Raw genomic sequence first — 12,577 nt, 5'->3', positions numbered from 1 at the left:
CAACAAGGATTTCAGTCACTACCCAGCAGAGACCATGCCGGTACGGCACACTCAAACGAATGTGATGCAGGTCACATGCCTGGCCTGGTTACCTCCCAGTCCCCTGCCGCGCTCGTCCGCCGCAATTTGTATCGCTGTTCGAACCCCTCCAGATAGAGCGACGGCGCGACCGAGGACGACGACTGTTCGACCACGCCGTCGTCGGCGACATAGAAGATGGCGCGGCCGATGGCGATCTCGTCGGGGCGGGTCGGCACGAAGACCATCCAGCCGACGCTGAGCCGCTCGGCGACCAACTCGTCGACGGGGTATCGATCGGCGTCCGCGTCCTGGGCGCCGATGTGCGCTCGGACCAGTGCGATCGCGCGGTCCTGCGCGAGCGCCGCCGGAACCCTGGTCACCAAGCCCGCCAGCGACAGCTGGTACAGGGCACTGTCGATGTCGTCGTTCGGGTCGGTGAACAGGGCGGCCAGGGTGTCGCGGGTGACCACGCCCGCCTCCGCGGCCGCCACCAGAGTCGCCGCGGCGGCGCGCAATTCGTCGCTCGGATGGTCACTGAGCACGCCGCACACCACGTCGACCACGGTCTCGTCGGTCCAGATGCCGGGCACGGCCGGACTGAGCACGTCCGCGGACGGCGAGTCCCCGCGATACCAGCTGTTGTCCTCCCACCAGTAACAGAACGACATCAGCCCGCGGGCCGCCCGCGGATTGAGCACCTGGTTGGCCACCCACTCCGGCGCGCCCGCGTACAGCTCCGGATGCGGTGCGTCCTCGTTGTAGGCCGCGTCCAGTTCCGGAGCGTTCCACACGCCGCCGGACAGAATCGCCCGGCCGCCGGGCAGCACGTAGAGCGTGGATCCGCTGCGCGCCGATCCCTCGAACACGCCCAGCGCGGGCTGGATCCGCGGACCCCACTCCGAGCCGACGGCGACGAAGGCGGCGGCGATCGTCGCCCAGCGCGCCCACAGCACGGGCAGCACCGGAAAGTCGTCCAGCGACCGCACGGCGACGACACCGGCCTCCTGGTCCGCCCGGGTCTGCGCGGCGGCTTGCTGGGGCGAACGCCACTGCCGATTCTCGTGACCGATGTAGGCGGCCAGCCACATCGGCAACCGCTCGCGCGGAAACGCCTCGAGATCGGCCAGATACGCCTCGGGCACCAGCAGGTGCTCGTCCGGGAACGGCTCGTCGCCGTAGTCGTAGTCGAGCTCCAACCGGCCGCTGACGTCGAACTGCATGGTCAGCCGCCACCAGGGTCCGTCGCCGAGCGGGGCCGAGACCTCGCGCTGCCACCGGACCAGTTCCATGATTTCGTCCGACGGCTCGATCCGGGCCGCCCCGTCGGCCTCGTCGAAGTAGACGGCGGTCCGCACCCCGCCCGCCACCGTGAGGGCGAAGACCGCCGCCAGCCGCCGCCAGCCCTCCGGACCGGCGACCGCCAGTTCCTGCGCGATCCGGTGGGCCAGATCGGTGGCCTGGTCTTCGATCGTCGGTTCGGCTGCGGCCGCTTCGGGTTCCGGTTCCGGTTCCGGTGCAGGCGAATCGGGGGCCGCCGGCGTGGGCGCCGGACCCGCAGAACCGAGGCCGCCGAGCCGGAACGAAACGTCCGGCAAGGCACCGGAATCGGCACCGGCTGGAGTGTGCGGTTGTGGATCGGTCATCTAGTCAGCCACTCCTCACGAATTCCCGGAATCCATGTTGTCCATCTTGTCCGCGGCGCCGTTCATGCCTTTGCTGAACTTCTTCGCCGAATCGGTCATGTTGTCACCACCGGTCAGCAGGTTCTCCGCAGACTTGGTGTAACCCTTGTCACCCTTGGTGAACTTGTCGCCGTAGTCGTCCTCGCCGAAGGGAAAACCCTTGGCCTGCAAGTTGCTTCGCAGCGTGGCCATGATGGATTCGGTCGTCTTGCCGACCTCCTCCATCTTGGCCGCGGCACCGCGCAATCGCGTGGTGTCCACCTCGATCCTGCGTTCACCGGACATGGCGTCGCCTCCTGTTCTCCTACTAAGGTCAGTACCGATCGTCGGGACGCCCTGCCTCCCAATGTATTTCGAGACGCTGCATCAGATTGTCGATATCCCGCTGAATCCGTTCGGTCAGCTGCCTGCGGCCGGTGGCGACCGCGACCGGCGCCTCGTCGAGCGACATCACATACCGGCCGTCATCGACCACGTCGCGCCACATCATCTTCGTCTCGTGGATACCGCGCGGACCGTACTTCGAGCGCCCCTGCACCACGATGATCGATCCGGTGCAATCGGCCCGCCGCTGGAAGAACTGCTGGGTCTGATAAACCGGCGAATCCTCCCGCTCGTCCCGGATATAGCTGTTGCCCCAGGTCGGCACCTCGTGCTCGGCCGGGTCGGTCACGACCGGAATGTCCGGCAGCCGACCGGCTTCCACCGGCGGGAGCGAGGCGACCACCGCACCGGCCAGCGCGCGCGGATCACACTCGGTGACGGTGAAGGCCAGAGTGTCGTAGGTGATCAGGCCGGGGGCCTGTTCGAAGAGGTAGCCGTGCGCGCCTGCCCGCGCCGCGTGCAGGTGGTACTGCTTGGCCATATTGCTTTCCGCCTGCTCGTCCCAACTACGCACGCGGACAAAAAGTTCGGGGGCGGTCAGCACCTCGATCGCGCCGTCGAACGAGCCGCCGAGCCGACGCCGCAGGTCCTCCCACACGACCCGCTTACGCCGTTCCAGCTCGTCGGCCATGACCACCTCCTCGGTGACGAACAGGAACGGCGTCGGCAGCGAACCTTCGCGATACTGCTCACACAGGACGATGAACTCGAGCGCGGTGAACTTCCACTGCTGCGTCACGGCTCGATCACCGGCTTCGAGCGCTCGATGTCCGGCCCGAGGGCGCTGTCCAGATTGGTCACCGAGTCGAGGTACTTGGGCCGCTTGTATTCCCCGCTACCTTGACCGGGTCCCGGACCAGGGCCGGGACCCATGGGCCCCGGCGCGCTTCCGGCCTGCGCGGTCTGCATCTGATGGCCCTCGCCGATGCCCTGAATTGCCGCCCGCGGGAACAACTTCGACGACTCGGCCGGGCCACCGGACAGGGTGGTGAGCGGCGCGTGCGATCCGCCGGGTCCACCGGGCCCGCCTGGTCCACCGGAGGGGATGCCCGCGGCGTGTTTGAGCGCAGACGCGAGATCGCTCGGCGCCGCGCTGCCACTGGCCATCTCCATATGCTGGAGCTCGCCGATGCCGGGGATGCCGAGCACCCCGCTGCTCGCCAGGCCGGCGAGCGCTTCGGTACCGGTCTTGACCACGTCGCCGATTGTCGAGGTGAGCCCGCTCAATCCGTCGGTCAGCAGCTTGAGCAGATCCCCGCCGCCGGGCACCTGGGCGAGGCTGCGCCCCAGATCGCGCACGGTGTCCGGACTCAGGTTCCGCAGTGTTTCCGGATCGAGGTTCTTCAGCGTTTCGGGGCTGAGGTTCTTGAGCACGTCCGGGCTGAGGTTCTTCAGCGTTTCCGGGCTGAGGTGCTTCAACTCTTCCGGGCTGAGGCCGCCGAGGATGTCGGACCCCAGCTTCTTCAGTTCCTCCGGGCTCATCCCTTGCAGCAGATCCGAACCCAGCTTCTGCAAGGCCTCCGGGCTCATGTTCTTCAACAGATCCGGGCTCAGACCACCGAGCAGATCCGACCCGATCTTCTTCAGCGCCTCCGGACTCAGATCCTTGAGCGGGTTCTCGCCGTTCAGCAGCTTTTTCAGCAGATCATCCGGCGAGCCAGGGACGGGGCTGCCCGGCTTGCCCGGACCCGGGATGGGCGGGTTTATCTTGGGTCCGGGCGACGCGGAGCCCGGTCCGCCGATGGGCTTCCCGCTGGAACCGCCGCCCGGTCCGCCGGTCGAGCCGAGGCCGGGTCCACCGACGCTGCCGCTCGGCGCGGGCGATTTGCGCTCAGGATCGCTCGCGCCGAGATTGGACAGGTCGGGAATCTGCGTATTCGGGCCGGGCGAGCCGCTGCCACTCGAACCGGGCCCGCCCTTCGACTCGGAGCCGTTGGCGCCGGGGCCGCCGGACTGTCCGCCGCTGCCACCTGACTTGCCGCCGGACTTGCTGTCGCCGAGGCCTTGCTTGTGGCCGTCTTCGTAGCCGCCCTTGTAGTTGGGGTTGTTCTTGTCTACGCCGCCGCTGTTTCCGCTGCCGCCGCTGCCGGGCCCTCCGTAGTTTTGCCCGTTGCCGTTGCCGTTGCCGTTGCCCTTGCCGTCGCCTTTTCCGTCACCCTTGCCGTCGCCTTTTCCGTCACCCTTACCGCCGCCGTCTTCCAGACCCTTTTTGTAGCCGTCTTCATAGCCGGCCTTGTACTCGGGACTGTTCTTGTCGATGTCGCCCTTGCCGTCACCTTTGCTATCGCCCTTACCGTCACCTTTGCTATCGCCCTTGCCGTCACCCTTACCGTCTCCGGGCGGCGGGGGTGCGGCGACCGTGCCGGTCACGGCGATAACCGGCATCGCGGCGACCGCACCCTCGATACCGGGCAGGTAGGTGTCCTTGTATCGGCCTCGGTAATCACCGAGCCGATCCCGCTTCACGCAATCCGATGCATAGGTGTTGTCCCACGTCTTTTCGGGCGTCTTGTTGTAGGTGTAGTTCAGCCACTTCGAGCAGTACAGCAGATCGTTGCCGAGGTTGGTCAGGCTGTTGGCAAAGGTGAGCGAGCTTTCGGTGAATCGCTGAATCGCCTTGGTAGCCTGGTCCGCACCCTCACCGCTCCACATTTCGGACGTCACCCGTTTCAGTGCGCCGTTCAGGTCGGTGAGATCTCCGCTGAGTTGTCCGCTCATCCAGTTGTATCGAGTACCGGCCTCGTAGGTGCGCCAGTCGTGCCCGATCAACGACTGCCCGAAGGTCTGGAATCGGTCCCAGCCCCAGCCGCTGCCGTCCTCGACGCTGATCGGCTGGCCGGGGTCCACGCCGGTGGGCGGTTTCGGCTTGTCCGGGTTGCTGTTGGTATTCGACAAATGCGGTTCTTTGGGCGGATCGTTCTTCGGCTTGATGGGATCCACCTTCTGCAGATCGCCCACCTTTTCGAGTTCTTCGGTCGACTTCCCGTCCGCCCGAAGATAATTTCCACCCGCGCTGAGGAACGTGTCGCCCATGTCCTCCATGATTACTTTCATGGTGTCCATCGCGGCCAGCACGTCCTGACCCTTCTGATTGAAACGGTGGGTGAGCTGGATGCCGCCCGTCTCGTCAGACCAGTTGTCCATGTTGGCCATTTTGTTGTTATTGATGAAGTCCTGATACCACTTCAGTTTCCCGATCATGTCGTGGCACAACTGTGCGCACTGAACCACCACCTTGGGATCGAACTTCAGGGGATTGAACTTCAACGTGTGGTGATCCGCCTTCGACCGCAGATCCTTCCAATCGTTGGCCGAGGTCTTGGTGGTGTCGTCGATCTTCTTCGGCTCGTCAGCCATCTTCGCTTCTCCTCGTGGTCGATCGCGCCGTGCTATCCGGTTCGGGTTCCTGGTTCGAAGCTCCCAAAGCAAAAGGGACATCGACGGACTCGTCGGGTCCCGCTCGTTCGGGGGCCTCGGACGGCGAGGGCATCAGCATTGATCTCGGTGTCTTTCGTGGCTTGTCGTTCTTCTTGCGATCTCGGCGTGGTGGCTTCTGTTTGGCTCCGGCCGCGGATTGCGCCGCGGGGGGCGGGGTACCTGGCGGTGGTGCGGCACCCGGGGGCGGCGTGCCACCGGGCGCGGAGGACCCACCCGGCTGGTGGCCGTCCTGCGGCGGCATGGGCGGCCGTCCCGGGGTGGACGACTGCTGGGCCCCGGCCGCGCCCGGATGCGACGAGTTTCCGTGCTGCTCTGGGATTTTCGTCGTTCCCGGCCTGGACGAGTCGTCCTGGCCGCCCGGCCCGCCGTGCCGGTCACCGGCGCCTTGGCCGCCCGGATGGTCTCCGGAGCCCGCGGTGCCCGGCCGTTCGCCGGAACGCGGATCGCCCGGTTGCTCGCCGGAACCCGGGGCATCCGAACGATTCTCGGAGCCGGGAGCGTGCGATTGATCCGTGGCACCCGAGCCACCCGCTTGGCCTCCGGGTCCCTGACCGCCCGAACTGCTGGCAGGGCTCTGGCCATCCGCGCGGCGCTCCGAACCCTGCCCACCAGGGCGATCCTCGGCGCCCCGACCATCTGGGCGATTCTCCGAACCCGCACCGCCCGAACGACTCTCAGATCCCTGACCATCTGGGCGGCTCTCGGAACCCGAACCGCCTGGGCGATTCTCCGAACCCCGGCCATCTGCGCCCTGACCACCCGGGCGGGTCTCAGAGCCCTGACCACCTGGGTGGTTGCCCGAGGTATCCGGCCGATTGTGTGTCTCCGGCGCGCCCGGATTGCGCTCGGCACCGGGCAATTTGGCGTCGCCCTGTCGGTTCGGCAACCCGGAACTGCCTCGCGGATCGTTCGATGAACCAGGGTTGCTCCCCGTACCGGACTGGGCACCTTGCTCGCCCGAACCGCCGGCGGCCTGCTCGCCCAACTGATTCAGCATTCCCCGCAACCCGGACAGGTCCGGTGGCGGCGGCACATTCTGCGACGAACCCTCGCCAGATTCGGAGAGGCGGGTGAAGTCCGGCGACTGTCCGCCCTCGCTCCCCGGTGTCGACGCACCGCCGTCATCGGGAGGCGGAATCATCCCGTCCGCGGCGTGCAGGTTCTGCAACATGTTCGCCAGCTCTGCCGGGTCCGGCTGCGGCGGCTGCTGCTCGGCCGACTGATCCGTTCGGTCGTCCTCGGCCGAGTCATCTTGGTCCGCACCGGAATCACCGCGGCTTCCACCATCCTGGTCGGAATCGTCGCGCCGTTCATCGGCACCGCCCGCGTCACCGGAATCGCGGTAGTCGTTGCCGCCGAAGCCATCCGGTCCACCATCGCGACCCGAGTCGTCACCGACACCCGGACCACCGGAGTCTTTGCTCTGCCCGGAATCACGATCGTCGCCCGAATCACGATGGTCATCATCGGGACCGTCGCCGGAGTCGTCGTAGTAGTAGTGGTCCTCCCCGCCCGGACCCCAATACCCTTGGTAATCGTCGAAGAGATCGGGATCCGGAGGCTCCCAATCGTTCTCGTCGCCGTCCCTGCCGTACCCCGGTGGAATCCAATCGTCCAGCTCCGGTGCCTTCGGCGCGTGGTATTCGCCCGGCATCGGACCGATGTCCGGGACGCGACGCGGCCGTGTCTTGGTGGTCTCGTCGCTGCCGTCGACCCAGGAGTTCTTGCGCAGCGGAGGCGGCGGCGGCGCGTCGGTCCCATCGGGATGAGAGACGTAGATCTTTCCGGCGTCGTCGACCTTCCAGGTGGTGCCGTCCGGCCTACTGCCCCAGGAGGTTCCGTCCGGTGCGGTGACCCGAACAGCCCCGTCCGGCCGGACCTCGCGCACGGTGCCGTCCGGGTCGGTGACGAAGGTCGTTCCGTCCGGCCGGGTTCCGCGGGCCACGCCGTCCGGATCGGTGAACTTCGCACCGCGCGAACCGATTTCGGAGGTGGAGTGATCCGGGTGGGTGACCCGGAAGCCGCCGGAAGTCCGCTCCACCTCCGCGCCGTTGGACATCACGATCGGCTCGGTCACGGTCCGGACTTCGACCTCACCGTTCGGCGAGGTGATGCGCACGGAGCCGCGCGAGCCCGATTCGTAGGTGGTGCCGTCGGGGTCGAACACCTTGCTGCCCTTGGGCGTCGACTCCAGCCCGATCCCGTCCGGCCGATCCATCTGGATGATGCCGTGCTTGCGCGGGCCGTCTTGCGGAAAGCCGCCGAGCCGATCGCGCGGGCTGAAGTCCAGCGTCCCCTTCAGGTCGCTGTGGATGACGGTCCCGTCGGGATGCTGGGTTCGTCCGCCGCCTTGATTGTTCGCGGAGTCGAACACGACATGCTTGGTGCCGTCCGGGTTCTCGACCGTGACCGCGCCGTTGGGTTCGGCGGTCTGCTTGGTCCCGTCGATGCCGGTGGTGACGATGGGCTTGCCCGGCCCGGACTCGACCACGGTGCCGTCCGGCTTCGAGATGGTCTTGTCGCCGGTGGGCGAGGTGAATTCGGTCGCGCCGTTGGGCTTGACCGTCGTGGTCCAGTCGTCCGGGGACTTGGTTTGCACCGAGCCGTCGGGCAGCACCGTGTGCGAGACGCGATCCGGCCGGTTGAACGACGGCGACCGCACACCGGTGTCCTTACCCGCCGCGCCGCCCTCGGGCCGTGGGGCCGCGCCGGAGCCGTCGGGCGCGACGAACGCGATCGTGTGCTCCGGGCCGACCCGGAGGGCCTGCGGATCATCGGGACGGCTGACCACCATGGTCCCGTCCGGGCTGATCACATGCCTGGTGCCGTCCGGCGAGGTGACCACGAAGGAGCCGTCGGCCTTGCGCTCCCAGCTCGCGCGGTCGTTCGGCACGACGTGCGTGCTGCCGTCGGGGCGGGTGACCGTGGTGGGCCCGTCCGGCGGCGTGTGGATGGTGGTGCCGTCCTGCTCGCGCTGTGTCCGATCGCCGGACGCCGAGCGGAAGTCGGTCGCGCCGTTGCGCTGGATGGTCGTCGTCGACCCGTCCGGGGACCTGGTCTGCACCGAACCGTCGGGCAGCACCGTGTGCCGGGTGCCGTCGGGCCTGCCGAAACCGAACTCCCGCTCCGGCCCGCTCGCGCCGCCGGCCCGCGGACCGGGTTGTGCCGCAGGATGATTGGCGGAGTTCGGCACTAACTCGGTGGAGCCGTCGGGGCGGATGCGGACCGCCGTCGGGTCGCCGGGACGCCCGATGGTGATGTTCCCGTCGCGGTCGACCATATGCCGGGTGCCGTCGGGTGAGGTGACCAGCACCTCGCCTCGTTCGTTGCGGATCCAGTTCGGGTTCCCCGGGCGGTTTTCCTCGTGGGTCCACCCGCCGCGGCCGGTCTGCACCGCGCCCTGCGGCCCGTTCGGGTCGTGCTGTCCCGGCGGCGTGGCCGCTCGTGGCGGTGGCTGTTGCCCCTCGGGCGGCGGCAGCAGCCGCTGCTGCTCGGGGCGCGGCGGCGGCGCACCCGTGTCGTGCTCGCCGCGGGCATTCGACGACGAGGACACGTTGTTCGACTCCGGCGCCGACGAACGCGGTGGCGGCGGTGTCCCACCGGAATTCGACGCGGCGATCCGTTGCGGCGGCTGCTGCCCCGCGGTGGTCGAATTCGGCTCCGGCACCGACGAACGCGGCCGACCCGAGGGGTTCGAGTTCGACTCGGTGGCCGGCGGGCGCTGCGGCGACGAGGTTCCGTCGCCCGCACCGGAATTCGACACCGACGGACGTTGCTGCGGCCCCGCCGGAGACTCCGAACCAGGCCCGCGCTGTTGCGGCGGCGCACCAGCCGGATTCGACTCCGGACCCGCGCCACGCTGCGGCGGTCCACCGGCCGGATTCGACTCCGGACCTGCCCCACGCTGCGGCGGTCCACCGGCCGGATTCGACTCCGGACCTGCCCCACGCTGCGGCGGTCCACCGGCCGGGCTCGACTCCGGACCTGCCCCACGCTGCGGCGGTCCACCAGCCGGATTGGTCTCCGAACCGGGCACCCGCTGCTGCGGCGGCGCGCCGGCGGGGCTGGACTCCGAGCCCGGCGGCCGTTGCGACTGTCCCGCAGTGATATTCGATTCGGGTGTGGTCGAGCGCACCGAGGGCTGCGCATCACCGGCGGACGGTTGCGGCGCGGGCGAGCGCTGGTATTGCGCCGAACCATCGTTGCCGGAGGTCGTACGCGTGTCCCGGCCCCCGCCATCGGCACGTTCGGTCGAACTGCCGGCGTTCGACGAGCCGCTGTTTCCGGCGTTCGACGAATTGCCGTTCCCAGCAGTCGAATTCGTGGCCGTCGAGGGTCGCTGCTGGGTGCTGCCCGGCTGGTTCGATGCGGACTGCTGCCCATTACCGGTGGACTGGTTGTTCGTCGTCGACCCGCTCTGATGCGAGGACGATCCGTTCACGTCGCGCGAATTCTCGCTTCCCCCCGCGGTATTCAGCGGCGGCGCGTTCCGGTCGCGGCCTCCCCCACCGCCCGGCGACGAACTGTTCTGCCCGTTTGTCGAGTTGTGCTCGGACCTGTTCCCGCCGGCACTCTCCCCGCCGCCCGACCCGTTACGCGAGCCGCCGCCGTTTGCCGAATCACCATGGAGGTTCGGCTCGTTGGACCGGGCCGGAAAGATCGACGGAGACGTATCGTGTCCGTTCCCGCGCGATCCCGAGCCGGACTCGTCGAAGGTGATGGCCCGGTTGCTGCCCGGGGATCCGTTCGTGCCGAAGTTCCCCGGTCGATTCGTGGCGTGCTCACCGTCGAAACCGTTGCGCGAACCATTGGATCCGCTGGATCCGTTGTGCCCCGAATCGAAGGAGAACCCGCCCTTCCCGGTGAAGTTCGCCGATCCATCCTTGTTCGATCCCCACGGAACCTCGAAGCTGTTGCGGTTGTTGTATCCGTGGATCCCGACGTACCCCTTGACGCCACCCGAGATCCCGCCGCGCGCCGCACCGCCGACCCAGCTGACCGGGTTGCCGAACGTACCCTCCCAATCGCCGGTGATCAGGACCGCGCCGAGACCGCCGACCGCGGCGCCGAACGGGCTGGAGCCGACGCCGACGACTACCCCGTTCCCGGCCCGGACCCACGGGTTGGTGATCTTGTCGCCGAGCAGCTTCCCGGTGAATTTGCCGATGTTGTCGGCCGCGATCCGGCCGAACGGCGAACCGAGCCCGGAGGACAGCACCGAGACCCCGAACTCCTTGCCGTCGAAGTGTTTCCGGTGCCCGGCGGCCATCTGCCCGAGTTGCACGCTCGCGTCCATGGCGCCGGAGATGAACATCGCCTCGAGGATCTTGAGCAGGTAACTCTTGCTGAGGTTGGCGAACTTCTCGCCGAACACCGACAGCACCTTCGCCAGGATCCGTTCCTGGAGTTGCAGTTCCAGCCGGCGCAGGATGGATTGGGTGGCCGCGGTCTCGGCCGCCTCGACGGCCGGCGCGGTCGGCGGGAACATCCAGGCCCAGGCGATTTCGATGGCCAGCGCGATGAGCGAGACGATCGTCATCAGCTTCGCGGCTTCGATCTGCGTGCCGAAATCGAAGACGGCGTCGGAGATCTGCTCCATGAACTTCGCCAGCGATTCCACCGACTGGTCACCGGTGATGAGCTGGTCGAACAGCGCGCCCATCTTCTCGCCGCCCGCCCCTTCGGGGTAGGCGGACATCGTCATGCGCTTGACGTCCTCGATATCCGGGGTGAGCTTGTTCAGCGCCGAGCTGGCGTCCTTGAAGGCGTCCGAGACATGCCAGACCTCGGTTTCGTCGCCATCCGGCCACGCACCGCCCGCGATCCACCCCAGCCAGCGCAGCTCAGGCGGCAGATACAGTCCCATCTCGGCGCGAACTCAGTCGTCGTGGCCGCTGACCATCGACCGTCGTCCGCCGAATCTGCGCGCATCACCGAAGCCGGTGTCCTCGTCCTCGTAGCGCCGCTGCGGCGAGTTCGGCGGCGCGAACGACGCGGGCGGCGCGACCGGCATCGCGGATCCGAGGTCGGGTGCGTCCTCGATGAGGTCGGACAGCTTCGGCAGCTGAGACTTGCGCTCGCGCAGCGGTTCCATGAGCAGACCGACCTGCTGGGTCACCCGCCGGGCGGCCTCCTGCACGACCTCGGTCATCGCCTCGGCGATCTCGGTGTGGGTCAGGTCGCCGATGTCGTCGGCGAACTTGGTGTCGATGAGAATACCGTCGGCGTTGACGGTCACGGTGATTCGCTTGTCGCACGCGGTGGCGGTGGCGGTGAGCCGGGAACGATCACGTTGGATTTTGGCAATACCGAGCATTTGCTCATGCAGGGCTTCCAGCATCATCGCGGCGTCGGCCTTCAGTCGTTCGTTCGCCACCAGAAAGCCTCCACCTCGTAGTTCGAGCTCGCTCCGCAACGCCGCACTGAGCCCAGTTGCCGCACAATGAGATTCAACATGGCTCCGGTAACGGAGACATAATCCCTCACGTAATACACACATAAGTATTTGATAATCGCGGATTATCCTCGGCGATTAGGCGCGGTAACGTTCAGCGGGGAATCGATGCGGAGGCATCGCGGGTTCCGAATTATGTCGGGCAGCAGGAGAATTCGACGTGGACAACGACCGAGCCAAGGGTGACCTCGCAGATCTGCTGGACACGGTCAATCTGCATATTCGCTCGATCGCCGAGGCACAGCGGCAGCGGGTCGAACTCACCGCGACCGCCACGGCGGCCAAGGGCCGGGTGCAGATCACCGTCAACGCCGACGGTGTCGTCATCGAGACCCGATTCGCCGACGACATCGACGAATTGGATTACGACGAGATCGCCGACGCCGTCACCGACGCCACCCAGGAGGCCGCGATGGAGGTGGCCCGGCGCGCCAACGAGTTGATCGCGCCCATTCAGCGCACCCGATCGCAGCTGCCCAGCCTCTCCGAGATCGTCGCGGGCCTGCCGGATCTGAAGACGCGGGTCCCGGAACCGCAGCGGGCCTCCTTCGATGCTCCGTCGGCACGTGACAACGACCGCTGAACCAGCCCTGGCCTG

The 12,577-nt window shown here is 67.5% G+C and carries 7 protein-coding genes; 1 reads left to right on the top strand and 6 read right to left on the bottom strand.

Features of this window, described 5'->3' with window-relative positions; genetic code table 11:
• Positions 1–71 precede the first annotated feature (71 nt).
• Genes AB0M22_RS20550 through AB0M22_RS20525 form a run of 6 tightly spaced genes read right to left on the bottom strand, consistent with a single transcriptional unit; the run spans position 72 to position 11,901 of the window.
• Positions 72–1,664: a hypothetical protein gene (locus tag AB0M22_RS20550; protein ID WP_364728824.1), complete on the bottom strand. Its 1,593-nt coding sequence runs from the start codon at positions 1,662–1,664 to the stop codon at positions 72–74.
• A 15-nt stretch (positions 1,665–1,679) separates the two neighbouring features.
• Positions 1,680–1,988: a hypothetical protein gene (locus tag AB0M22_RS20545; RefSeq protein ID WP_364728821.1), complete on the bottom strand. Its 309-nt coding sequence runs from the start codon at positions 1,986–1,988 to the stop codon at positions 1,680–1,682.
• A gap of 28 nt (positions 1,989–2,016) precedes the next feature.
• A complete protein-coding gene (locus AB0M22_RS20540; protein WP_364728818.1) occupies positions 2,017–2,826 on the bottom strand; it encodes an ESX secretion-associated protein EspG in 810 nt (269 codons plus the stop codon).
• Positions 2,823–5,444, bottom strand: a complete 2,622-nt coding sequence (locus tag AB0M22_RS20535) for a hypothetical protein (protein ID WP_364728815.1) — start codon at positions 5,442–5,444, stop codon at positions 2,823–2,825. The genes AB0M22_RS20540 and AB0M22_RS20535 overlap by 4 nt, the downstream gene beginning before the upstream one ends.
• The gene (locus AB0M22_RS20530) at positions 5,437–11,391 is read right to left on the bottom strand and encodes a hypothetical protein (RefSeq protein WP_364728812.1); all 5,955 of its coding nucleotides are present in this window, start codon (positions 11,389–11,391) and stop codon (positions 5,437–5,439) included. The genes AB0M22_RS20535 and AB0M22_RS20530 overlap by 8 nt, the downstream gene beginning before the upstream one ends.
• Positions 11,392–11,403: 12 nt before the next feature.
• On the bottom strand, positions 11,404–11,901 hold the full coding sequence (locus AB0M22_RS20525; RefSeq protein ID WP_364728809.1) for a YbaB/EbfC family nucleoid-associated protein: 498 nt from the start codon (positions 11,899–11,901) through the stop codon (positions 11,404–11,406).
• Between the two features lie 238 nt (positions 11,902–12,139).
• Between AB0M22_RS20525 and AB0M22_RS20520 the strand changes: the two genes are divergently transcribed.
• Positions 12,140–12,562, top strand: coding sequence for a YbaB/EbfC family nucleoid-associated protein (locus tag AB0M22_RS20520; RefSeq protein ID WP_364728806.1), 423 nt, complete (start codon positions 12,140–12,142; stop codon positions 12,560–12,562).
• The last annotated feature ends 15 nt before the right edge of the window (positions 12,563–12,577 follow it).

This window comes from Nocardia sp. NPDC051756, assembly GCF_040681495.1.
In the GTDB taxonomy this organism is placed as follows: Bacteria; Actinomycetota; Actinomycetes; order Mycobacteriales; family Mycobacteriaceae; genus Nocardia.
Note: the sequence above shows the minus strand (reverse complement) of the source record. Positions and strands in the feature narration are given on the sequence as shown.

Bases quoted from the DNA above. Each gene is read 5' to 3' on its own strand.
- AB0M22_RS20530 (WP_364728812.1), bottom strand. From the start codon at position 11,391: ATGGGACTGTATCTGCCGCCTGAGCTGCGCTGGCTGGGGTGGATCGCG.
- AB0M22_RS20545 (WP_364728821.1), bottom strand. From the start codon at position 1,988: ATGTCCGGTGAACGCAGGATCGAGGTGGACACCACGCGATTGCGCGGT.
- AB0M22_RS20535 (WP_364728815.1), bottom strand. From the start codon at position 5,444: ATGGCTGACGAGCCGAAGAAGATCGACGACACCACCAAGACCTCGGCC.
- AB0M22_RS20550 (WP_364728824.1), bottom strand. From the start codon at position 1,664: ATGACCGATCCACAACCGCACACTCCAGCCGGTGCCGATTCCGGTGCC.